20 protein-coding genes are annotated in these 25,147 nt (G+C 40.1%); 10 read left to right on the plus strand and 10 right to left on the minus strand.

The genetic code is table 11. The annotated features are described in order from the left end of the window. The coding region (locus AC2JBO_RS19990) for a family 10 glycosylhydrolase (RefSeq protein ID WP_496955404.1) at positions 1-1,352 on the plus strand (1,352 nt) is incomplete at its 5' end. A gap of 187 nt (positions 1,353-1,539) precedes the next feature. On the opposite strand, the gene AC2JBO_RS19995 is transcribed toward AC2JBO_RS19990, so the two are convergent. Together AC2JBO_RS19995 and AC2JBO_RS20000 are read right to left on the minus strand one after the other, a co-directional pair. Beyond that, positions 1,540-2,283 (minus strand): hypothetical protein, encoded by a 744-nt coding sequence (locus AC2JBO_RS19995; protein WP_496955405.1) that lies wholly within the window; start codon positions 2,281-2,283, stop codon positions 1,540-1,542. Between the two features lie 199 nt (positions 2,284-2,482). Further along, complete coding sequence (locus AC2JBO_RS20000) at positions 2,483-2,782, minus strand: hypothetical protein (RefSeq protein WP_496955406.1); 300 nt, start codon at positions 2,780-2,782, stop codon at positions 2,483-2,485. 537 nt (positions 2,783-3,319) lie between these two features. Between AC2JBO_RS20000 and AC2JBO_RS20005 the strand changes: the two genes are divergently transcribed. Further along, the gene (locus tag AC2JBO_RS20005) at positions 3,320-3,997 is read left to right on the plus strand and encodes a sugar transferase (RefSeq protein ID WP_496955407.1); all 678 of its coding nucleotides are present in this window, start codon (positions 3,320-3,322) and stop codon (positions 3,995-3,997) included. Between the two features lie 126 nt (positions 3,998-4,123). Here AC2JBO_RS20005 and AC2JBO_RS20010 read toward each other — a convergent pair whose 3' ends face one another. Together AC2JBO_RS20010 and AC2JBO_RS20015 are read right to left on the minus strand one after the other, a co-directional pair. After that, a complete protein-coding gene (locus AC2JBO_RS20010) occupies positions 4,124-4,699 on the minus strand; it encodes a DUF924 family protein (RefSeq protein ID WP_496955408.1) in 576 nt (191 codons plus the stop codon). A gap of 6 nt (positions 4,700-4,705) precedes the next feature. Then, positions 4,706-5,263, minus strand: a complete 558-nt coding sequence (locus tag AC2JBO_RS20015) for an SRPBCC family protein (RefSeq protein ID WP_496955409.1) — start codon at positions 5,261-5,263, stop codon at positions 4,706-4,708. Between the two features lie 467 nt (positions 5,264-5,730). Here AC2JBO_RS20015 and AC2JBO_RS20020 point away from each other — a divergent pair, with 467 nt between their 5' ends. Together AC2JBO_RS20020 and AC2JBO_RS20025 are read left to right on the plus strand one after the other, a co-directional pair. Next, a complete protein-coding gene (locus AC2JBO_RS20020) occupies positions 5,731-5,934 on the plus strand; it encodes a hypothetical protein (protein WP_496955410.1) in 204 nt (67 codons plus the stop codon). 284 nt (positions 5,935-6,218) lie between these two features. Continuing rightward, on the plus strand, positions 6,219-10,781 hold the full coding sequence (locus AC2JBO_RS20025) for a PAS domain S-box protein (RefSeq protein ID WP_496955411.1): 4,563 nt from the start codon (positions 6,219-6,221) through the stop codon (positions 10,779-10,781). A 32-nt stretch (positions 10,782-10,813) separates the two neighbouring features. On the opposite strand, the gene AC2JBO_RS20030 is transcribed toward AC2JBO_RS20025, so the two are convergent. Then, positions 10,814-11,410, minus strand: coding sequence for a hypothetical protein (locus AC2JBO_RS20030; protein ID WP_496955412.1), 597 nt, complete (start codon positions 11,408-11,410; stop codon positions 10,814-10,816). An 810-nt stretch (positions 11,411-12,220) separates the two neighbouring features. Here AC2JBO_RS20030 and AC2JBO_RS20035 point away from each other — a divergent pair. The 4 genes from AC2JBO_RS20035 (at position 12,221) to AC2JBO_RS20050 (ending at position 18,337) form a co-directional block, all read left to right on the plus strand. Further along, positions 12,221-13,495 carry an ankyrin repeat domain-containing protein gene (locus AC2JBO_RS20035; RefSeq protein WP_496955413.1) on the plus strand — a complete coding sequence of 425 codons (1,275 nt, stop codon included), beginning with the start codon at positions 12,221-12,223 and terminating at the stop codon, positions 13,493-13,495. A 169-nt stretch (positions 13,496-13,664) separates the two neighbouring features. Then, positions 13,665-14,366, plus strand: coding sequence for a cyanoexosortase B system-associated protein (locus AC2JBO_RS20040; protein WP_496955414.1), 702 nt, complete (start codon positions 13,665-13,667; stop codon positions 14,364-14,366). 345 nt (positions 14,367-14,711) lie between these two features. After that, positions 14,712-16,139, plus strand: coding sequence for a polysaccharide biosynthesis/export family protein (locus tag AC2JBO_RS20045; RefSeq protein WP_496955415.1), 1,428 nt, complete (start codon positions 14,712-14,714; stop codon positions 16,137-16,139). Positions 16,140-16,189: 50 nt separating this feature from the next. Further along, positions 16,190-18,337 carry a GumC family protein gene (locus AC2JBO_RS20050; protein ID WP_496955416.1) on the plus strand — a complete coding sequence of 716 codons (2,148 nt, stop codon included), beginning with the start codon at positions 16,190-16,192 and terminating at the stop codon, positions 18,335-18,337. A gap of 84 nt (positions 18,338-18,421) precedes the next feature. On the opposite strand, the gene AC2JBO_RS20055 is transcribed toward AC2JBO_RS20050, so the two are convergent. The 3 genes from AC2JBO_RS20055 to AC2JBO_RS20065 form a co-directional block, all read right to left on the minus strand. After that, positions 18,422-19,099, minus strand: coding sequence for a rhomboid family intramembrane serine protease (locus tag AC2JBO_RS20055; protein WP_496955417.1), 678 nt, complete (start codon positions 19,097-19,099; stop codon positions 18,422-18,424). Positions 19,100-19,205: 106 nt separating this feature from the next. Beyond that, positions 19,206-20,489 carry a murein transglycosylase A gene (mltA, locus tag AC2JBO_RS20060; RefSeq protein ID WP_496955418.1) on the minus strand — a complete coding sequence of 428 codons (1,284 nt, stop codon included), beginning with the start codon at positions 20,487-20,489 and terminating at the stop codon, positions 19,206-19,208. A gap of 3 nt (positions 20,490-20,492) precedes the next feature. Next, positions 20,493-20,747 carry a hypothetical protein gene (locus AC2JBO_RS20065; protein WP_496955419.1) on the minus strand — a complete coding sequence of 85 codons (255 nt, stop codon included), beginning with the start codon at positions 20,745-20,747 and terminating at the stop codon, positions 20,493-20,495. Between the two features lie 240 nt (positions 20,748-20,987). Here AC2JBO_RS20065 and AC2JBO_RS20070 point away from each other — a divergent pair, with 240 nt between their 5' ends. Then, positions 20,988-21,788: a DUF1868 domain-containing protein gene (locus tag AC2JBO_RS20070; protein ID WP_496955420.1), complete on the plus strand. Its 801-nt coding sequence runs from the start codon at positions 20,988-20,990 to the stop codon at positions 21,786-21,788. A 91-nt stretch (positions 21,789-21,879) separates the two neighbouring features. After that, the gene (surE, locus tag AC2JBO_RS20075) at positions 21,880-22,560 is read left to right on the plus strand and encodes a 5'/3'-nucleotidase SurE (protein WP_496955421.1); all 681 of its coding nucleotides are present in this window, start codon (positions 21,880-21,882) and stop codon (positions 22,558-22,560) included. On the opposite strand, the gene AC2JBO_RS20080 is transcribed toward surE, so the two are convergent. Continuing rightward, positions 22,557-23,069, minus strand: coding sequence for a restriction endonuclease (locus AC2JBO_RS20080; protein ID WP_496955422.1), 513 nt, complete (start codon positions 23,067-23,069; stop codon positions 22,557-22,559). The two genes, surE and AC2JBO_RS20080, sit on opposite strands and share 4 nt — an antisense overlap. Positions 23,070-23,393: 324 nt before the next feature. Beyond that, positions 23,394-24,965, minus strand: coding sequence for an NAD(P)H-quinone oxidoreductase subunit 4 (locus AC2JBO_RS20085; RefSeq protein WP_496955423.1), 1,572 nt, complete (start codon positions 24,963-24,965; stop codon positions 23,394-23,396). Positions 24,966-25,147 lie beyond the last annotated feature (182 nt).

Genomic DNA, 25,147 nt, shown 5'->3' on the forward strand with positions numbered 1-25,147 from the left:
AAACGGCAGTACAACAAAAAGAAGATTTACGCTTATCAGCGCTTCGTGGAAATATAGAAGCCCAGAAAGGGTATAGACAGTTACTATTACAACACGGACAAGCGATTCGAGATTGTCGTCAAGATAACTGGCTACAAGTCCAAGCAGTTTGGTTACGTCTGTATCCTTGTGATATTCAAGCAGGCGCCCTAGACCGGATTATGGATAGAATTGTAAACAAAGGTTACAACGCTGTCTATATAGAAACTTTTTATGATGGGCGGGTAATGTTACCTGCTGCTAGTAATCCAACAGTATGGCCTTCTGTTATTCGTACACCTGGAAAAGAAAACGCCGACTTACTCGCAGCTGCTATCGAAAAAGGACGCGAACGAGGTTTAAAAGTCTATGCTTGGATGTACACAACAAACTTCGGTTTTTCCTACGCTCAAAAAAAAGATAGAGAAAATTCAATCGCGCGCAACGGTAAAGGACAAACAAGCTTATACGTAGTTGATAACGGTAGTCACGTTTTTATTGACCCGTATAGCGAGCAAGCTAGAAATGATTACTACCGTATGGTGCAATCTGTTGCACTTCGGCACCCAGATGGTATTTTATTCGATTATGTGCGCTATCCCCGTCAGTCAGGCACAAACTCAATAGCAACAAAAGTTACTGATTTATGGCTTTATACACAAGCAACTCAGCAAGCTTTATTTAGAAGGGCACAAAATACTAAAGGATTAGATTTAATACGTCGCTTTTTAGGTAAAGGATTTGTCAGCATAACTGATGTTGCTGATGTCGATAGACTTTACCCAAATGAAGGTGAACCGATGTGGCAAGGGCGTAATCTAATTGCGAGTAAGTCAATAGGTACAATAAATCAACGCCAAGCGCAACTGCAATTAGATTTATGGCAGCTTTCAGTTGCACACACAATGCAAGGAATTGTTGATTTCGTGAATATAGCTGCATATCCGGGACAACAAATGGGAATACAAAGTGGCGCCGTCTTTTTTCCTGAAGGGAACCAAATTCATGGACAAGGTTACGACTCACGTTTACAACCTTGGGATCGATTTCCTAGTAACTTTGAATGGCATCCCATGTCTTACGCAAACTGTGGAAACGTTGCTTGTATAGCTCAACAAGTACAGCGCGTTTTGAGTATGGCAAAACCCGAAACACAAGTTATTCCAGCTATCGCAGGTAGTTGGGGAAAAAAAGTTAGTGGGCGCCCACCTTTAGAAGTTCAAATGCAAGCGCTTCGCCAATTTGCTCCCCGCGTCCGTGGAGTCAGCCACTTCGCGTACTCCTGGCAAGACCCCCAACACGATAGCGAACGCAAACTCTGTAGAACACAATAAAGTGCTGAGTGCTGAGTGCTGAGTGCTGAGTGCTGAGTGCTGAGTGCTGAGTGCTGAGTAGAAAGTTAGAAGGTACGGAGGCGCGGAATAAAAGTTAAAATTTAACACTCATTACTCAGCACTCATTACTCAGCACTCATTACTCATTACTCATTACTCAGCACTCATTACTCAGTACTCAGCACTGTTATGAAGCAATAGATAATGAAGTTTGCACTCCTGCCAGTTCGATAACACGGAATGTAAAATCTAACAGTTCAGTATCGTTCAACTGGCGACGTGATGTTTTAGCGTAGTTTTGCTGTAAATACTTACGTCCCATTTCTTGTGTCCAATTTAACTGCGCTAAATACTTATCAATTTGCACCATCATCATCGCCCGTATTTCAGTGTTTTTACTTTCAGTGTTTTTACTTGCTGTAATTTGCAATGGCGCCGTCAAGGTTTGGTCAGAGTTAGCAACTTGACTAATTTTGTAAGTGACTCTTTCTTCCAACGCTTGAAAATCAATATCTTTGTGTCCACCCCAACTGAAATCGACAACTCGATATGTAGCTGGGTCATAAATACTACAAAAAACTACTGTTTTATCACCAGGACTAACCGCAATTGTTACAGGATGACGCAATTGCTCTACAGTCAAAGCATCAAGCGATAGTAACAAACTCTTTGAGAAGTATGATTCTCTCCCAGAACGAATAATACAGGGTGTTGGCGCCAAAATTGCTAAGTCGGTTTTATAAGTTAGTCCGTACTGCGTTTCAACGCTTTTATTACATTCAATCGCAGTAACTAACCCTGTTAAAGCTTTTTCATAAATTGGTATTTGTTTACCCTCCTCGGAGAGACTATACCAACACGCATCACCTTCTCGGTTCACAAAAACATATTGCACTTTTGGAACTGAACCAAACCCTAATTTTATATCCATACTTCCTCTTGGCACAATCGAGTGCATAATTTCTCCTTCAGCAAAGTGCGCGCGCACCTCACTCGCACACAATCGAAGGCTATATACTATTTTAGTACATTATTACTGCAATTGTCCAAAAAGGTAGCAACTGAGCTTTGGTGCGTAACGCCACCAGATAGTCGCTTCGTTTTATAAATTGTTAATAGCGTTACGCACCCTACAATTCTTGACCTTGAATCATCTTGGTTAAACGGTCTAAAGTTTGGGTGAGTTGGGAGAGCTTTTGCAGGGAGTCATCCTGAGTTTCAGCCAAAGTTTGCACAGCGTCGCACAATGCCAATATTTGATAACCCTGTTGTTTAATTTGCTTTCCTTGCTCTTCAATTTGACAACTTAAATTGTCAACGCGGTCTCCTAACCGCTCAATTGTTTCCGTGGTAGCAAGTACCGCTTCTCCAATTTGCTCGACAATAGATTCTAAACGACCGACTTTTGCATCAAATCCTACAGCAACCATTTCTTTTGCACCTCAACGATAGCGCGAGCGGACAGTAGTTTTACTACCCGTCTTGGAACACACAATTATCCGCGTATAACTATGGCAGTAAGATTTACTACCAAATTTACAAACTTAATCAATATTTTATACATATGATTCTATTGTCTAACTCAAATTTACATTACAGTCAAATAACTTAGATACATTAAGGAAAATATTTTTATCATGCATATCATAAACATTGAGATTAGATAAGTATTTTACCTGAAAAGGGAAGTACAATTGATACACCTGCTAATATATTTGTTACACGTACCTATATGGTAGTAAACTATAACACAACTTTTTTTGAGATGCATATAGAAAAAGATTTTTCATCCGTCATAAGATATACTAAATTAACTTTATATAAGGTTTAAAAAATTCACAATTAGCTCAATACTGATAAAGATTCAGTGAATATACGGTTGATGCTAATTGTGTTTACGAAAACAAAGTCTATAGTTTTAAAAAGGCTACGTAGATATACGTTTTAGTAAAACATTCAGCTTGACGATGTATCAAATATTATTTACAACTATTGTCCAGGGTGCTGCTTCCTCTAATTGGGTTCCGGAACTTCAATCTCATCCCTCGGTCAAGTCTAAATTTAAACGTTGTTTAGACATCGTGGGAAGTATAGTCGGGCTAATTATTTTGGCAATCGTATTCATACCGATAGCTATTGCGATAAAATTTGACAGCCCTGGTTCTATTTTCTTCGTACAAGAACGTTATGGGTTGCATGGCAAAACATTTAAGATTCGCAAATTTCGCTCAATGGTGTCCGAAGCAGAGCATTTAAAAAACTTGGTGGACAACGAAGCTAACGGGTTATTTTTTAAAAACAAGAACGACTTTAGAGTTACGAAGATAGGTCGTTTTTTGCGAAGCTCAAGTTTAGATGAGTTTCCTCAATTCTGGAACGTTTTAGTTGGTGATATGAGTTTAGTTGGTACACGTCCACCAACTGCCGATGAAGTCATGAAATATGACCAGCGTCACTGGCAAAGGTTAAACGTCAAACCTGGTATGACTGGTCAATGGCAGGTTAGCGGTCGCTCACAGATAAAAGACTTTGAGACAGTCGTTGATTTAGACTTGGAGTATCAAAAGAAATGGCATCCAATGTACGACGTACTGATAATTCTAAAAACCATCTACGTCATATTAGCCAAAGTCGGCGCCTTTTAGTTATGAGTGCTGAGTGCTGAGTGCTGAGTGCTGAGTGCTGAGTAAGTTAGGAGTTAGGAGTTAGGAGTTAAGAGTTGTTCTTAACTCAGCACTCAGCACTCATAACTCAGCACTCAGCACTCTTTACTAAAAACTCGACTTTGTTTTTTTAAGAAACTCTTTTTCTTCTGGTGTAGAAGCACGTCCTAGGATGGCGTTGCGATGAGGAAAACGTCCAAAACGCTCAATTACTTCCATGTGACGAATAGCATACTGTATCGTACTTTTACTGTCAGGGTCATCACTGATAAGTTTAAATAGCTCTACGCCACACTTCTGATGCTCCAGGTTTTCGCTGTGTTCAAAAGGCAGATAAATAAACCAACGCTGTACAGGCAATAATGACCTGTCATAACCTTCTCTAACAGCATGTTGCGCTGCTGATAATGCTTCCCAGTCGGTTGCAAAAGCTTCGTATGTATCACGAAATATATTGCGAGGAAACTGGTCGAGCAACAAAATGAGCGCCAAACATGTGTCAGGCGCCCCTTTCCACTCATCAAGATACCCTGATGCAGCTTTTTCATAATCTTTAAGGAAGCGGGTTCGGATGGCATTATCGAACTCCGCTTGTTTAGAAAACCAAACCTTTCTGGGTTTGCCGTAATTTGAATCAGTAGAACTACCGAACCAAAAGTCTAGAATTTCGTTTGCCTGAGACATGCGTGATTATTGACCTAACATTAGCACTTGTCGCATTTTACGCATATTAGCAGGCAATTCGAGATTCATCGCTTGTTGAATTAAAATTGATGGCACGGGAATTGTTGGTGTTGCTTGGACAGCGTACTTGAGAAGGGTGCCATTACCAAAGTCTTGAAGCTCAAGATTTGCCGTAAACTCGTGAAAAGTTCCTTTCTCTAGTCGAAATTGGATACGCTGACCTAGTTCTTCTACCACGTTTAAGTAAATTTCTACTTGCGCTGTAAAAAATAAAAATACTTTTTGTGCTGCTTGATACAGACGTTTTACTTCACCACGTTGTAGTATCTCGCTTTTTGTTACGTCTGGGAAATACTGTACCCAGCGAGGATAGTCTGTTAGTTGTTGCCATACTTGGTTTCGCTTCATCGGCAAATACATCCACGCTGTCACAGCACCTCCCCAAGCACTATGAGCGGAAGTTTCAACAAAAACTTCTCCCTCAATTACTCTAGCCTGCTTATCTGGACTCCAAGCGGTTCCAGAGGTGTATATTACCGAATTAGAAGTATAAGATGCAGACATAATAATTCTAGTCACTCCTCAACACATTTACTAAAACTTAAAAATCATTTAAAAGTAAGAACTGGTAGACTCTAGAAAAAGCAACCCGCTAATTATTTGTTCCACTACAATATCTACATTGTCCGGAAATCGTCTTTTCTAGTGTCATTATTCCCAAAAATTTACCAAAAATATGTCATTGATATCATTTGTATGATTTTTATGTAAAAATACTGAAGCACTCCTTTAAATAAACGACATGAAATTCACATACCAGCTATTTTAGACGCTACAATAACACAAAACCCATAACGAATGCCTCCAACCCATACTCCAGCTTAGTATCTCAAAATCGTAAATCGCTCTTCACGGGCGCGAAACACAATTTTGATCTAGCAAACTATGTTAGCTTATCGTTAATAAAAGCAAAAAAGAAAGATAACTATTTATACTTCATGAAATCTTTATAGGAGTCAAAGGAGAATCCAGTGTCACAGTCTTCTAAATTGAACCGTTTACTAACGCAATCCTGTGGAATGTTTTTTGGTATTGCTTTGGCTGTCTGGGTATTACGAGGTTTTGAAGTCGGCATTTTAGCCGCAATCCCTGGAGGTATCATTTGGCTGCTGTTCGCTCTCGCAATCGCATTGGGTATTTTTGCCTATGTACAGAAAACTTGGTTGCGTTTTTAGCTTAAATGTAAGGTGGGCACTGCCCACACTACATATATTTTAAAAATATTTTTAAAATTAATAATAAGCTCTAATAATTCAAATTATTAAGTCAAACAGCTTACTCTTAAAACTTTGCTCTGTGGATCTATTTACACGATGAGTATTTTCGATGTAATATAATATTAATTGTAACGAAGTGTGAAGCGAGTATATAGTATTATAAATTATTGGTTTCATAGCGCCAACTAACTCGTCAAGTTATTTTGTTTTATAAATTCGTTACCAATACAAGTTTATTACTCATGTTTAAAGAGAATATTAAAATTTTATTAGCTGCAAGTACACAAGACCGTATCAGAGATTTTGTATCTGTCAGTAATACTATTCAAATAAAAAATATATATATTGAAATAGTTAATTCGACTCAACAAGTTATTGCCGTATTGCTTACATCACCTCCAGATTTGATGCTTGTGGACGTGACAAAGGATATTGATGGATTTGAAATATTCCAATGTTTAACAAATAATCAGCTAATAAATAATCAACTTTTAGAGATTGAAATTATTTTTATTGCTAGTAATCATATACTTATGGATTTAAGGAATAAATTAATCAATCTCGATGTCGATAAAATTGAATATCTAAAAACTCCATTAGACTTAGAAGAACTCAAGGTTAAAATTAAAAATAAGCTCAAAATTATTCAGTTCAAAAAAGAGCTAGAAGTAAAAAATAGAGAGCTAAGTATTGAGCGTGAAGAAAAGAAAATTATTTTAAGTCAGCTACGCGCGTCTAAACAAATTGAATCGAATTACTTGTCCCAACGCATCTTCGATAAAATTCGTTTTGAATTAGATACAGAAAAAAATTTAGCAAAACAAGCTCGTCAAGAAGAAGCTAAATTAGCACTACTCGTTCGCTCATCTCCTGACCCTATTGCTCTTGTTTCATTTCCTGATATTCGTTATATCGAAGTTAACGATAACTTTTGTCGTGTATTTGGCTACGCGCGCTCCGAAGTGATTGGTTTTAGTGCTTCGGAAATTAATATTTGGAGCAATTATGAAGAGTGTACCACAATTATTGATATTTTGCGCTCTGGTCGCACAATTCGTAACTATGAGATTGAATTGCGTGGCGCCAATAATGAAATAAAAACAATGTTATTTAGTGCCGAATTAATCGAGATTGAAGAGCAACAATATATACTAGGAACCGCTAGAGATATTACTGAACGAAAAATCGCTGAAGCCGCACAACAACAAAGTGAAGAACGATTACAGTTAGCACTCGAAGCTAGTGACTTAGGAATGTGGGACTGGAATCTTGCAAGCGGTACAGTTTATCGTGATTGGCGTTGGGAAAAAATGCTAGGCTATGAGTCGGGTGATATTCCTAACACACGCGATGCTTTTATTGAACTAGTTCATCCTGAAGATTTACACTCAGTGAATACTGCTTTAGAACAACATTTACTTGGCATCGTCCAAGTTTATAAAGTTCAATTTAGAATGCGTTCTAAATCGGGTGATTGGAAATGGATTGAATCGTGTGGGAAAATTTTTAATTATAGTGAAACTGGTGAACCGTTACGCTTAACTGGAACGCATAAAGATATTACAGAGCAAAAAAAATTAGAGCGTGAATTAGCCATTCATCAAGCGCGCTTAAATGCCTTTTTTAATAATGCTTCTGTTGGTGAATGCATTTTAGATGAGCAAATGCGTTTTGTGCAGGTTAACGAATTATTAGCACAAATTAATGGGTTAACTGTTGAAGAACATAATGGTAAATCCATATATGAAGTATTCCCCCAAGTTGCAGGTGCAATCGAACCTATTTTTCAGCAAGTATTACAAACAGGTGAATCAATATTTTGCCAAGAATTAAATACTTACTCCCTTGAGGATATCAACTCAGAACGTTATTTTTTAGCTTCTTACTTTGCTATCCCTGGAGAAAATAGGCGCCCTTACGGAGTTGGAATAGTGATTGTGGAAATCACTGACCTAAAACGTACTCAAGAGGCATTACAGCAGCGCGAAGCTCAGTACCGCGCTATCTTTGAAAACGCCGCTGTTGGTATCGCGGAAATCGAATTAGATAATCGATTCGCGCGCGTTAATCCTCAATTATGCGAAATTTTGCAATATTCCTCTTCAGAACTATTAACGCTTCGTGTTGGTGATATCACCCACCCCGAAGATTTATTTAGTACACATGAATACATACAGCAACTTTTGGCGAATCAAATTCATACTGACTCGCTAGAAATACGGCTAATTCGTAAAAATCAGGATTTTGTATGGGTAAACCTGAGTATGTCGTTAGTCCGAGACAGTTCGGTAAGATCGAAATTTACCATTGGTGTTATTAAAGATATTAGCAGCCGTAAGCAAGCTGAATTAGCACTTCGTGAAAGCCAGCGACGCTATAAAATTTTAACCGAAGCTTCTCCCGTTGGTGTTTTTCAATGCGATATCCAAGGAAATTATTTTTACTTCAACCAGCGCTGGTTGGAAATTACTGGTATGTCATTTGAGTCTGGGTTAGGTAAAGGTTGGACAAAAGCGCTTCATCCAGACGAGTGCGACTCTATATTTGCTACTTGGAATCATGCCATGTCTAATCAAACTTTATATCGATTAGAGCATAGATTTATTCGTCCAGACGGTACAATTGTATGGGTAATTGCCCAAGCGGTACAAGAAATCGGCGAAGATGGAGAAATAAAAGCTTGTATTGGCACAATTACAGATATTACCGAGCTAAAAGACGCTTTTTCAGCTTTGCATGAAAGTGCTGAACGTGAGCGCACGATAACGCAGGCAATTCAACGAATGCGGCAAACGCTTGATTTAGAAACAATATTTGCTGCCACAACCGAGCAATTGCGAGAAGTTATTAATTGTGACCGTGTTGTTGTTTACCGTTTTAATACTGACTGGAGTGGGCAATTCGTTGCTGAATCTGTGAGTCCAGGTTGGGTGTCACTTATGAACGAACACCAAATCGACCCCAACTTCGCAGTTGGCGTCCTCAATACAGATACTTGTGTAGTACAAAACATGAACAGTAGCGATAAAGTTATTGACACCTACCTTCAAAATAGTCAAGGAGGAGCATACAATCGTGGCACCAGTTTTTTGTGTGTTCCAGATATATATAGTGCAGGATTTGACACTTGCTATATCGAACTGCTGGAACGCTTCCAAGCTAAAGCATATATTACAGTACCTATATTTTGCGGCAACAAACTTTGGGGGTTACTCGCTTGCTATCAAAACAGCACTCCACGTCAGTGGAAAACAGGAGAAATTAATATAGTAGTTCAAATTGGCAACCAACTTGGTGTTGCACTTCAACAAGCAGAACTATTAGCACAAACACAACTTCAATCACAAGCACTACAACAAGCTGCTGTTGCCGCTGACGCAGCGAACCGCGCGAAAACAGAATTTCTTGCTTCGATGAGTCATGAATTGCGAACACCACTCAACGCTATTCTGGGATTTACGCAGTTAATGAGTCGCGACAAAAATTTATCTGAAGAACAACAGCAAGACCTCGGAATTATTAACCGTGCAGGCGAGCATCTCCTCATTCTCATTAACGACATTTTAGAAATGTCCAAAATTGAAGCGGGTCAGAGTCACCTTAATATAAGTAGCTTTGATTTAATCAGCTTACTCAACACACTCAAAGAGATGTTGCAATTTCGAGCAACAAGTAAAGGCTTAATACTAGCATTTGAATATGATAGTAATATTCCTCAGTATATCCAAACCGATGACAGTAAACTTCGCCAAGTTTTATTAAATCTTCTAGGCAACGCCATAAAATTTACAACTAGTGGTAGCGTTACACTGCGCGTCTCTCTAAGACAAGGGGAACCGCAATTCCTAGTATTTGAAGTTACAGATACAGGACCTGGTATTTCTCCAAAAGAGATTGAGCTAGTATTTGAAGCGTTTGGACAAACCGAAACAGGTAGAAAATCGCAGCAAGGAACTGGTTTAGGTTTAACAATCAGTCGTAAATACGTCAAGATGATGGGAGGTGATATTTGGGTCAACAGTACCCCTGATGTTGGCAGTACATTTACTTTTGATATTGAAATTCAACCTGTACTTTCAAACGATATTTCTACCAACTCTCTTACAAAACCAATTATCGGTTTGGCGCCGAACCAACCTACTTATCGGGTTATTGTCGTCGATGATGCTGAAGATAGCCGTATATTTATCGTTAAATTACTGACATCAATTGGTTTTGCAGTTAAAGAAGCAGTGAATGGAAGAGAAGCAATTTCTATATGGACTGAATGGCAACCAAACTTAATATTAATGGATTTACGAATGCCAACGATGGATGGTTATGCTGCAACGCGAGAAATTAAGCGACGCTCCGTACAAAAAACTACGTCTTTGCCATATTGCCCAATCATTATAGCTCTTACCGCTAATGTTTTCTCCGAACAGCGCAAGGCTATTGTTCAAGCTGGGTGTGATGATTTTATCAATAAACCTTTCCGCGAAGAATTACTACTCGAAAAAATTCAACAGCATCTCAAGCTTGAATACCTCTATGAGGATACAACGAGCAACAAGTGCGAAGATATTCACTCTTTTGAACCCATGTTATCAGATGCAGAAGCAGTTCAACTTTTGTCTAAGTTGCCAAGTGAATTGTTAGAGGAATTATACCATACTGCTGCAAGTTGTAGCGATAATTTAATTCTGAACTTAGTCGAACAAATATCTGTAACTGAAAATTCGCTCTTCAACTTTCTGCAAAACCTCGCGCGGAATTATGACTTTGAAAAAATTATGGAATTAGCAAGTTTAGCAATAAATTCATAAATATAATCCCCCTGACTCAGGGGGATTAAAATCTATACAGTTTTTAACTCCATTGTATTAATAACAAAAGGTCGATGAAAACCTTGTTCTTTCGCGGATATTACTATCTTTTTAACTCGACCTTTAGGGTCTAATAGAGATAAATCAATGGCGCCATTATCAAGTGTTTGTGTCAGCGCTGTGTGTTTAGTTTTACCAATGCTACAGTCTAAACGGTCGAATGCTTCTACAGAGGCAGAATATTCAGAGTCATCGGTAACATCAGGTTGAATTTTCATCTTGACACCATATATAGGGTGTTCAAACACCAGTGTTATTGGACCAGGATTTCCATAACCTGTAGACAATAACGCATCACCAATTTGAAAATATAATGGTTCAGTTGATGTTTGATCTACTCTTAACAAATACCCAGAAGCAATACTAACCTGAGCTGTAAGACCTTGACGCGAACACACTAAAAATGTTGTTGGCAAAGAAGTTAACGTTTTACCAAGTACTTCCCAGTTAATTACATCATCAGCTTGAAAACAATCTTTACTCTCTTCTCCCTCCGTTCCCATCGTATTCGCTATCATATTGTTTGTAGTAGTAATATCCTTGGTTTTAGCGTCAGAACTGATAATCATAACTTCCCCTCCGTGCCGTTTAATATTTAAAAATGATTGAATAATACAAAATGTTAGAAAACCAACTTATTCTTTAGACATGTTGGGTAGATAATCTACATATACTTGGTATATATATTTATTACATCACTATATATATTATATGCAACTTATCCAGACTTTGTGACTTAATATTGCTTGGTATTGTTGGTGTAACACTTATTCAAGCATTAATACTCGAATCTTAATTGCATTGTATTTTTTGCAACTCAAATTCAATGCTGATAACTTCAACTCCCAAATTTAGCATTCCGGAAACGTGCCTAACTTTTCACCTCACCGCTAACCCCTCTCCTACAAGAATAGTAGAATTTTTATACTAGTGGTTCGTGTCATTAATTTTGGTAGGTTAGGCGTCTCGCCTGACCAGACGCACAGGCGGGACGCCTATGCTACAAAACCAAAACTATTGACACGAACCACACTAGTACAACAAGGCAAAAGTAAAAAGTAAAAAGGCAAAAGAAAGAAATCTTATAAAATAGCCTTTTCAAGCATTTGAAATGGTAGCTTCATTTGCGCCGTAATGTACTAGTTTAAGCGTTTATCCTAAACAGCGCGCGTCCAAGCTCAACCAATTCAGCTACAAGAATACAATCAAGATAATTTTGTTTCACCAGCTTAACATTCGGTGTACTTGTGGCACGCTAACCAGGTAATCTTTGAGTTAGAAGATTTTACTTACGGTGCGTGAAGGCTACTAGATAATTACTTCGTTTAAGAATTATTGTAGCCTTCACACACCCTACACTCCTAACTATCAATTACAACATGAATCAAGACGTTTTGCTGCTGTCAGCCGCGCAAAGTGGCGACATTAAGAAAGTACAAATGCTTTTAGCTGCGGGTGCTAATGTAAACGCACGCGATTCGCGTAACGGTACAAGTACATTGATGTATGCTGCGAACTACGGTTATGTCGAAGTTGTCCGTGCGCTATTAGAAGCGGGAGCAGATATTAACTTAAAAAGGAAGCAGTATAGTTTAACGGCATTAATGCTTGCTGCGGCAGCAAATCAAATAGATGTTGTGAAATTACTTGTTGCGGTTAAAAATATAGATGTTAATGCACTTAACGAAGACGGTAGTACAGCATTAATGGCGGCAACGCTCAAAGGTAATATTGAAGTTGTACAAATACTTTTGGCAAAGGGTGCCGACCCAAACATAAAAGATAGCGACTCGGATACAGCACTGCGACTAGCAGTTAAACAAAGTAATATTCCGATTATAGAATTACTATTACAAGCGGGCGCCGATATAAACAGTCAAGACTCCGATGGTGAAAGCGCGTTGATGTTAGCAGCAGACGCTGGAAAAATCGATATTATTCAAACGTTATTAGCAAGCGCTCCAGATGTAAAGCTACAAAACCAAGATGGGGGAACAGCATTATCGGCGGCAGCAGCAGCAGGAAATAGTGCCATTGCATCGCTGTTGCTTCAAGCAGGTGCCGACGTTAACCATCAAGACGAAGACGGTGAAACTGCGCTTCATCTAGCTGTTGTAGAAGGATATAGCGATGTCACGGAAGTATTGCTCAACCGCAACGCGAATGTCAACATTAAAAACAAAATTGGTGATACTCCACTATTAGTAGCAGCACTACAAGGGCACAATCAAATCGTTGAAGCCTTACTACGACACGGTGCCGATGTTAATCTTAGTAACTTAAATGAAACACCCTTAACGCTTGCAGTCGCACAAGAACACACTCACATAGTAAAAACGCTATTAGATTTTGGTGCCAACCCCAACGTCACAACCGCAGAAGATAAAAGTGTTTTACTTAAAGCATCTGAACGTAGTCATACAACCATCATTCAATCTTTAGTAGAAGCAGGCGCCGACGTTAACTTTCAAGACCAAGCAGGAGCAACACCATTAATGTGGGCAGCATCACGTGGACAAATGCCAGCATTACAAATCTTACTCAAAGCAGGTGCCGACGTAAATCTAAAAAATCAAGGTGGATACACAGCGCGAATGCTCGCGGAATACAACAACTACCCAAACATAGTAAAAGCTTTAAGTACCTCACCGTAGGATAGGTGTCCCGCCTGTCCGTATGTATTCGTATGATAGGTAAGATGCCTCGGACAGGTAAGATGCCTCGGACAGGCGGGATGCCTATCCTACGGGACACTTACTGACAGTTGGAGGTGTCATATTTATACTTGAAGTAAGGTAATTTTTGTAATAAGCGTTTTTATTAATGGTTTCTTTATCTAAACTTGTAAAAGAACGCCAGTATCCCCAACTGGTAGCACTTTTATTGTTGTTGCTACTGCTAATAGTAGGAGCAGTACCAGGGTATTTGAGCGGTAAGTGGGAATGGAAACAACCTCCTCCAGTTCCAACACTAAAAGAGTTAAGGCAAATACGTCATCAAGGTTTAAACATTCCGGGATGGCAAACGACTGAACAAAGCGAACGCGAAATAGGTGAGCGCAAATGGTCGTTACAAGCAATTCAAAAAGGCGCTTCCCAAGCTTTCTTACTATTGCTACCGCAAAACGGGCCTGCTGATCAACCTCAAGTTGAATGGACAGAGGTAAGTAGTTTTTGGCGCTGGGACACTGCTCAGGAACGCGCGGTTGAATTTACGGTCAAACCACCAGCAGGTTCAAACGTCAAAACCGATGTAACAATCAAAGCTAGATTTCTTCGTGGCTCAACAAGACAGCAAACCTTTAGTGTATTACAGTGGTATGCCTGGTCAGATGGTGGAAACCCTTCACAATTAAAATGGTTCCTTGCCGACCAAGCTGCAAGATGGCATAAAAAGCGTGCAGCTTGGGTTGCCGTCAGTATCCAAGTACCAATCGAACCATTAGGGCAAATAGACCCAACATGGGAGCAAGTTAAGTCATTAGGTCAAGCCGTACAAACCCGCCTCATGGAAGGCATCATTTAAAAATGTAGAGACGCACGTAGAGACGCGATTAATCGCGTCTCTACACCATAATGTCTTGTAATCAAACAAGCATATTCAGAAAAAATTGGTATTGTTTATGTAAATATTTGACGATAAATTGTTTGAGTGTACTGTTTCAAGCATCTAATTTTTAGCTTAATCCATTTAAGAATAGCAATTAAATAATACTCAGCTTATAACCGTATAGGCGCCTCTCCCAATTTGAGATATCTAGTTCTTCTTGAACCTCTCAAACAAGATAGGGAACACTTTCTATTGAGCGGAGAGTCAAATATCCTTAAAGGCGCCTAAAATACTCCCAAAAGGTTTATAGTATCAAAATTTATGTCTCTGAATCGGAAAATACTTGGGTATCGCGCTCTGTGTTTCGCTAGTCTTCAAGTCGCAGTTTTTTTTGCAACAGTTGCTCAAGAAACAGCTTTCGCTCAAGGCAACCAAAAGACGACACCATCACCTCTACAACCTCTACCTCCACCCTCACAACCTATAGGACAACCATCCTTACAACCCACAGGAGAATCATCACCCTTACAACCTGCTCCACCTCCATCAAGTGTTGAGTTTGCACCGTTAGATATCAATGACGCTATTTCCCCACAGTTTAATCGCTACTATATAGGGGCTGGTGATGTTCTCAACATCTTTATTCAACGTCCTCCTGGTCGTTATATATTAGGACCAGGAGATGCGATCTCAGTTTCGGTATTACGCTTCCCTGATTTAAGCTTTAGCGCGGGAATCAATCCAGAGGGTAATATCGTGATACCACTACTAGGAACAGTACGTTTACAGGGTTTATCGCTAGACCAAGCACAAGAAAAAATCCGCGCGGGCTATAATCGCTATGTTGTAGACCCAGTAGTAACACTAACGCTAGCGGGACAGCGTCCTGAACAAACATTTCAAGCTCTCGTTAATTCCGAGGGTAATGTCCCTATACCGCAGTTGGGAACTATTTCCGTGCAAGGTTTGACGTTAGAAGAAGCTCAAGAAAAAATTCGCTTGGGATTGAGTAAAATATTAGTACAGCCTGTAGTCACTGTATCTATAGGTTCACCGCGACCTGTGCAAATCACTGTGAGTGGTGAAGTTTCTCGACCTGGTATTTATCCGGTTAGTTCGGGAGTAGCTCGCGTCGGAGATGCTCTTTTAGTTGCAGGTGGCTCAACAATGATGGCTGATTTGCGACAAGTACAAGTCCGAAGGCGCCTAGTTGATGGCACTGTGATTTCCCAGAACATCAACTTGTATGCTTCGATACAAAACGGCGGTACAGTTCCGAATTTGCGCTTGCAGGACGGTGATTCTATCGTAATACCGCGTCGAGAAGTCGGAACTTCGGAAGGCTATGACCGTAATTTAGTCGCACGTTCCTCCCTAGCAGTGCCGCAAATTCGTATACGCATATTAAATTATGCGGGTGGAGGTCTGGCAACACAAGCACTGCCGAATGGAAGTAACTTTGTAGATGCGATTTCGGGAATCAATCCAGACAATGCTAATCTTAGTGATATTGCACTGATCAGATTTGACCCAGAACGCGGTAAAGCTATAACACAACGACTTGATGCAAAAAAGGCGCTATCAGGAGATGTAACGCAAAACGTGCCACTTCAAGACAATGATGTTATTGTAGTTGGTCGAAACTTGCTTGGTAAAATTACCAACGTGTTGAGTACAATCACAAAACCGTTTTTTGACGTACAGTCATTTATTCGATTTTTTGAAACCCTTGGTGGAAACGGGTTTTAATCAAACACTCCGACCCACCCCCAACCCTCCCCTTTCCTAACCCAGGACAAATGGCACCACCGATTGTTAAACGCTACCTAATCGCATTTGATAAATATAAGTGGATTGGACTAGCTAGTTTTGCGCTAGTTGTTGCAGGTTCGACGGTAGTCGCAATGCAACCAGACCCACCTGCAAATTACCAAGGAGATGCTGCACTTGCTTATACTGGTCCACCAATCTCTTTCTCAGCAATAGGTACTCAAATTCAGCAGAAAGGACAAACTTTAACCGAAGCTGATTTACTTTCTGAACCAATAGTACGCGCATTGGTGGAAAAAACAAAATTAAAACCACAGCAGTTGGCAAACACAATTGCCATTGAATTTCCGAAGCGCACGAAAACAGGTGATTTAGAATCAAATATTATAGAAATTAAGTATCAGGATAGTAACCGTGAAAGAACAGCAGAAGTTTTGACGACAATGTTGCAAGAATCGGTGAAATTAAGCGGCGAGCGCAACACCGGACAATTAAAATCAATTATTGGAAAAATTAACGAACGCTTACCGAATGCGAAGAAAGAACTCGAAGCAGCAGAGAAAAAGCTTGAGCAGTACGACCGCGTTGAACGTCCAGCAATTTTAGCAGCAGAAAACGGCAGTTTACTTGGTGCTGTAACAAACAGTCAAAACCAGCAGCGTCAGTTGCAGCAAACTTTGATTGGTATTGATGCTCAAATTCGGAGTTTGCAAGGTAAGTTGGGTATGGACGCAACCCAAGCATACGTAGCATCAGCGCTTAGTGCAGACCCAATTTTAAATAATTTGCGAGGACAAATTTTTCAAATTAAGTCCCAAATGGAACCTCTCAAAAAAGAAGTACGAGCAGAATATCCTGCAATGGTACAGTTGAGGCGCCAGCTCGAAGCAACTGAGAAGTTATTCAATGACCGTAAAGCACAAGTCGCTACTGGTGGTGGTAACGCTGCACCTTTGCCTGGAACAGTTACAGACCAACTTGCTCGTAATAATTTAGACCCCGCGCGTCAAGAACTAGCAAATCAGTTAGTAGCGCTGCAAACGACTCGCGATACATTAAAACAGCAACTTGGTAACGAAACTCGTCAAGAAAGTGTACTGCGTCTACAATATGCTCAAATACCTAATAAACAACTCGAACGCTCGCGTTTAGAACAGCAAATAATTCTCAAAAAATCTATCTTCGACCAGATGCAGGTTAAGCTCACCGATGCTAAAGCAGCCGAAGCAGAAACCGTAAGTAGCTTAAGCATAGCTCGTCCACCAAGAATTATTGAAAATGTCAAACCACCAAAAAGCGTTCCCGTAACCCTGGCAGCAGGTTTAGTCTTTGGTCTAATTATTGGAGGAGGGGTAATATTCTTACTTGGTTCACTCGAAGGAACCTTCAAAACCAAAGAAGATATTCGCGACAATTTGAAGCAAAAAGAAGTCGCACTGCTGGCAGAATTACCTTTGCTACCATTTGAGACCTACGGTAAAAATACAGTACCTGTAATTATTTCACCTGATTCTGGTTATCTGGAAATATACGAGAAATTCCGCAGTAATTTGCGTCGAATCGGTGGTAGTGATGTCAAAGTCGTATTGGTTACGAGTACAGGAACAGGAGAAGGAAAAACAGTCAGTTCTTACAATTTAGGAATAGCTTGCGCGCGTGCCGGAAAACGGACTTTAATCATTGAAACAGATTTACGTTCTCCTTCCTACTGTGAATCTCTAGGAGTCAGTATAGACCCAGATGCTCTGAGTGAACCGCTACGTTATTACGCTTCAGGCGAATGTGTCCGTCTTGTTCCCGAAATTGAGAACCTATATATAGTTCCCTGTCCGGGGCCTGTAAGAAATTCAGCAGCAATTCTTGAGTCAAGTGAGATGCGGCGCCTAATGGAAGACGGGCGCGCACGGTTTGATTTCGTCATCTTAGACTCAAACCCTCTTGGTTTATCAAATGATGCCTTACTAATTCAACCTTACAGCGACGGTATAATCATGGTCGCGCGACCCAACTTCACTCAAGAAAACGTATTTAGCGAAGCTGTTGACCAGCTAGTTGAATCCGAAATGGGCTTAATAGGCGCCGTCGTCAACGGTGCAGAAGATGTAGTTATTACCTCTCAACCATTAAAAACAACCCTTGAAGAAGATAAAGTCACAGTAAATGGCAAAAGAGTGTAGGGTGCTGAGTACTGAGTGCTGAGTAAAAATTCTAAACTTATAACATAAACTCAGCACTCAGCACTTTCAACTCAGCACTTATAACTAATATTCATCTTGCTTAAACAGACCAAAAATTGGACCAAGAATAATACCAAAAACAAACCCGCCAATGTGCGCCCAGTAGGCAACACCTCCACTTTCCACACTCATATTAGCTGCTGCTTGTAAACTAGCCAAACCGGACACGACGTTATTAATTACGAAAAGCCCAATTAGTACCAATGCTGGTAGACGAATCGTAGTTACGAAAAAAAATATAAATACCAGAGTTACAACCTGTGCTTGCGGAAAGCGAATTAGATAGGCGCCTAAAATTCCCGATATTGCACCACTGGCGCCCAAAGAAGGAATATTAGAATCAATACCAATTATCCACTGACATAACGCAGCTAGGGCACCACAACATAAATAGAAAATTAGATACTTAAAGTGACCCATACGGTCTTCGATGTTATTACCGAAAACCCATAAATACAGCATATTAGAACCAAGATGCCACCAACCACCATGTAAAAATTGCGACGTAAATAATGTTACCCATTCAGTATTAGGGAACCGAGTTAGTTGGCGTGGAATCACAGCATAAAGCTGTAAAAATTGGTTAAGCTCCGCATCAGACAGGCGTACTTCGTGCAAAAACACTAATACATTAATACCTATCAATCCGTAAGTAATGTACGGAGTGATTCGCGTTGGATTTTCGTCGTATAGAGGAAACACAGGTGTTTTTTTCTATATTGTTATGAAAGCACTATAGCTTGAATCAGAGATGTAGGACGGGCAAGGATGCCCGTTCCACAAGATATTAATTTATTTGTTGGAATTGCTATTTCAAAAGTAAATAATACAATTGCCCATTACCACCAGTAACACCTGCTCTATTGCCAGCCATTTCACCAGTACCCATGAAATAATCAACTCTACCAGGGCCTTTTATTGCACTACCAGTATCCTGGTCAAGAACAAAACGACTAACTTGGCGCCTTACCATACCTCCACCAGGTGCAGGAAATGGGAAAGTATTGTTAATTAAAGCAAGGGCGCCTGGAGGCATTAGTGACTTATCAGTAGCAATCGAACGTTCGGCTGTTACAGGTACGCCAATACTACCACCTGCAGGTTCACCGCCAGTTTCTTTAAAGAAAACAAAGCGTTCCCATTTCGGTAAATAAACATTTAAGTCTTTTGGTACACGGCGAAAATGACTAATTAAAGCAGGCATCGTAGCATTTTGAGGGTCTAATTTGCCGTCTTTAATTAATGCCTTACCAATACTAGTCCAAGGATAGTCAGTGGCACCTGCATATCCGACGCTTGTTGTCGAACCATTAGTTAGTCTTAGTTGAGCTGACCCTTGAATGTGAATCATATAGGCATCTAAACGGTCACGAAACCACAACAGTTCAGAACCACGCAATTGGCTTTTATTACCTAGCAACCCATCTTCCCCTTCGAGTTGCACTCGTGTTGGATGAGGTTTTGCCCACTGGTCAAGGTTTTGCGGAACTCGATAAAGAGGATATTTATACTGATTAGTGCGAACACGGCTAGCAGTGTAAACAGGCTCATAGTAAGCAGTGAATTTTACAGTACCTTGACCGTCATTACCGATTGACTTGTAAAAATCAAACTCTCGTTTAACTGCTGTTTGGAGTTGTGCAGGCGACTTAGTGCTAACGACCAACTGCCGAAACCGCACTAAACTTCTGCGTACTCGATCAAGCGTAATTCCCTCGACAGGGAAATTTTGATACACTGTAGCAGCCTTTGGTGTATTCAAATAGCGCAAGCTATTATCAATTGACCTCAGTAATGCCTGACGGTCTCCTGGCTTGCCCTGACTCCAAAAAAGCTGCTCATCCCAACCCAAACAACCCCGCGCGGGCTGACAATTTATGTCTAATTTGGTAAGTTTGAGCGGTTGAACAGGTTGAACAATTTCCCCACCAGGTGGTAGTAGAACTGGTGGTTGTCCTTGTGATGGTGGTAACTGTGGGCTACTGGGAATTCGTATTGGAGGTAAAATTGGCACCTGAGCAACCACTGATAAAAGTGGTACGACAGCAGCAATACCTAGACTCAAAGAAAGTAAAGCAAGCGTTTTTCTCATCTTTTAACTAAATCGTTCAACACTAGAGCTAAAAATAGGCTCAACGCGGATTGCCACAACTTTTGAGGGTCGGACAACCATGTATTCCCCTTGAATATTTTTAATGGGGACGCTGATGAAATCATCTGAAGCAGCCTTGGGCATCAATTCGCCACTGTACCACTTTTGGAATTCTTGAATCGTAGGGAAGCGCACTTCCTCCCTGTGACCACTTTCCATCATCATATGTACTACGTATTCGTTCGGAGTTCTAGGCATAGGTTGAATAAATTAAAATACATCCAACCCATTTTTAACTTCCAATATCCAAGAATGGGAAGAGCAGAAACAACGTTACTTGATACTATTTTCCACCCCTGACGCTCTTTAACCCAAATACAGTTCCCGTTTATGACTGCTAGTTAAGTAAAACCAAGAAACTTATATACTTTTTACAACTCTCCACCAATATTGAATAGCAGCGCGTACAATATCTGAGATGTGCGAGGTAAATACAGGGTGGACGACGATTATCAAACTTACTTAAACCGACTAGCGCGCATGACGTTGCCTGAGTCCTACCAAACTCAAGTTCAACACATCCATGAGTCGTACAAATACCAAGCGGCGCCAACAGGACAAAGACAAGCGGCGCCATTCCCAGGCTATACAATCATTACCCCACCAAGTGAGGATGATGCTAAAAATGCTGATTTCTATACGAATTTACAGTCCTACCAAGCCCAACTACTTAATTTATCTATAAACATTGGAAAATCTGAACTTATTGTTCCAGTACCGTCTACGAGTTTTCACTTAACTGTTGCTGATTTAATTTGGGACAATGCTTACCGCGACGAGTGTATACGTAACCCTAATTACGAATCGAATTTACAGTCTTACTGCGCCAATATATTTGATACTTATAAGCAAACGGCGCCAGTTGCAAATCCGATTCATTTAGAAGTACTAGGAATAATGGTAATGCCAAGAGCCATTGGTGTTTGTTTAGTACCTACTGAACGCGCTAGCTACGAGCAAATCATCAGCTTTCGTCGCACTTTATACCAAAATCCACAATTAATGAGTTTAGGTATTGAACAAAACTATCATTTAACCGCTCATATTACTTTGGGTTACTTTGGCGAAGTGGCGCCAGATCTAAACCGCGCGTCTTTTGTTGAGACGATTAGCGACTTAAATCAAAAATTGCTAGGAAATTTGCCCAAATTTTTAGTACATCGTGCGGAGCTACGCAAATTTGACGATATGACACGTTACTATCGTCAACCCGAATGGGCAGCAATTGATTTTTGCTGATTTTTGTTAACGGTAAGTTCGGTGCGTGACGCCACTAGTTCATTGGTTTTATTTTATAATTGTTATGGCGTCACACACCCTACTCTTCCACATGACTTTAATTCTTACCAATGACGACGGTATCGACGCTCCAGGTATTCAAGCACTGTTAAAAGCCGTAGAGGGATATGACACGATTATCGCTGCCCCCAAGGATCATCAGTCAGGTTGTGGTCATCAAGTAACCACTACCCACTCAATACCACTTTTACGTCGCTCCGAACGTGAATACGCCATTGGTGGCACTCCCGCAGACTGTTCTCGAATTGCGCTAACTCATATTTGCCCCGGCGCCAAATTTGTTCTATCAGGTATCAACGCTGGAGGAAATCTCGGTGTTGATGCGTATATTTCCGGAACTGTAGCGGCAGTTAGGGAAGCTGCAATGCTTGGTATACCTGGTATTGCTATTTCACACTACCGTAAAAGTAAACTCAACTACAACTGGGATGCAGCATCAAAGTTTACAGAAAAAGTATTAGAAAACTTATTCAACCTACCTTTTGAACCTGGCACATTTTGGAACGTAAACTTACCGCACCACCAACCTGGAGAACCAGAACCAAAAATTATATTTTGCCAACCTTGTACCAAACCCCTACCAGTAAATTACCGTATCGAAGGTAATGAGTTTTATTACGTTGGAGAATACAGTAAACGTGAACGAACTTCAGGAAGCGATGTTGAAATTTGCTTTTCAGGCAACATCGCAGTTACCCAATTAAAAGTTTAACGAAAACCCAACTTACTTTGAGCTTGTTCTATCAATTCTATCAATATAGTCCTATCCCATAACTCGATATTATTGGATTTGGCGATTTTTTGAGCATCTTGAGTGAAAAAATTATTAGTAATTACTAAGCCTCGGTCTGCATGGTAAGGTTTAATTGCTCCTAAAACTTCTTGTACAGCTTTACCTCCAACATGCTTACTGCTCCTTTTTACTTGAGCAACGATTCTAAGATTATCTATCATAATTACAGAATCTGCTCCAAAATCTCCTGTAGCTTTAGTTACATATGCATAGTATCCAAGACTATTCAAAAGAAATACAAAAAATTCTTCAAATTGTCGTCCAGTCATTTGATCAACACGTTTAAGAATTTTCTCGCAACTGAATTTTAAATCCTCAATGCTAAACTCTATTGTTTCTATCTTTTTCTTTTTATCTGGTTTATGGTAACGATTGATATCTGAATTAATTACCAATGCTAAAAAGATAAACAAAATTAACACTTCCATATTGACGAGTAATACTTGATGTACAATAATTTTCCGTATTTAAATTCTGGTTATAAGCCTCTAAAACACCTCTTTTTTCTTTGTGTACTTTGTGTACTTTGTGTCTTTGTGGTAAAAATAAAAAAGCGGTTTTGACTTATATACCAAGACTGAACACACATCTACTTATTTATCTAAATTTATTATTCCCAGATTAATTAGAAAATTATCATAAAGAAAATATTTGACTAAAATATTTAACATGAAAAAAAGGTAGGCACCGTTAGTCCTACCTACACATAAATTCAAGTTTTATCGTTCTTCAGTTATTGTCTATACGACATATTATTCACTAAGCGCAGGCGCCTTTAACGAGACAGCGCTTGGTTCTTTTTGTGCTATTGTTGGCACTGCATCACGTAGCCTTGCAGTTAGCTGTATCGTAGTTGAATCATAAACCTGGGTTAACATCTTAGGATATAATCCAATACCGATAATCGGAACCAACAAGCAAGCGATAATGAAAATCTCGCGCGGTTCAGCATCAATAAGGTTTTGATGCGATACGAGTTCTTCGTTTTCTTTACCGTAGAAAATCTCGCGTAGCATCGACAGCAAGTAAATAGGTGTAAGAATAACACCAATCGCCATCAAGAAGATCACAATCACTTTAAAAGTTGGGCTGTAAGCATCACTGGTTGCAAAACCAACAAATACCATTAACTCAGCCACAAAACCGCTCATTCCAGGCAAAGCCAAAGATGCCAGCGAACAAGTCGTAAACATCGCAAAAATTCTACCCATACGTTTACCAACACCACCCATCTCATCAAGCATCAGCGTGTGAGTACGGTCGTATGTGGCGCCGACAAGGAAGAATAAACTAGCCCCGATCAAACCGTGGGATACCATTTGCAGTATGGCGCCGTTTAAACCCAAATCAGTAAACGAAGCAATACCAATAGTCACAAACCCCATGTGCGAAATTGAAGAATACGCAATTTTTCGCTTCAGGTTACGCTGGGCAAACGATGTTAGAGCGGCATAGATAATATTAACTACCCCCAATATCACCAACACTGGCGCAAAATAAGCGTGAGCATCAGGTAACATTTGAGCATTCATGCGAATTAACGCATATCCACCCATTTTCAACAAAATACCAGCAAGCAACATGTGGACGGGTGCTGTTGCTTCACCGTGAGCATCGGGTAGCCAAGTGTGAAGAGGAATGATAGGTAATTTTACCGCGTAGGCAATTAAAAAGGCGCCGTACAGCAAGAGTTGAACGTTAATAGCGTAATCTTTCAGCGCTAACGCCTGCATATTGAACGTCACTGTATCGCCATAAAATCCCATTGCTAAGGCAGCAAGCAAGATAAACAGTGACCCACCTGCTGTATACAAAATAAACTTAGTTGCTGCATACTGTCTCTTCTTACCACCCCATATTGACAGTAAGAAGTATATAGGCACAAGTTCGAGTTCCCATACCAGGAAGAACAGCAACATGTCTTGCACAGCAAAAACGGCAATTTGTCCACCGTACATTACCAAGATTAAAAAATAAAATAGCCTTGGCTTCAGAGTGACAGGCCATGCTGCCAAAATTGCCAGCGTTGTGATAAACCCTGTCAAAATAATAAGGGGCATCGACAAGCCGTCTGCCCCTACTGACCAATTCAAATCAAGTTGTGGTACCCAAGGGTAGCTTTCAACTAGCTGCAAATCTGGATTAGAAAAGTCATATCCAGTGTAGAATGCAGTTACAATCAGTGCAAAATCAACCAGTCCTACGATTAGCGAGAACCAGCGCACAGTTTTGCCATCTTTATCCGGAATGATTGGTACTAGTAGCGACGCCGCAATTGGCAAAAGAATAATCGTCGTCAGCCACGGGAAATGAGCTGTATTCATCAAATTTTCTAGTAACGAATAAAGTTTTCGGCTATCGTCCACTAGCTATTTACTAGCAGTTTTTTTTGGCTTTCGTCTGTATTGTTAGGTTGATTTAACAAAAAATAAAGGTAAATTAGCTAAAAGTGCTGAGTGCTGAGTGCTGAGTAGTAAAACTCATTACTCAGCACTCATTACTCAGC

It is taken from the genome of Calothrix sp. CBUCES-K 9914, assembly GCF_059640475.1.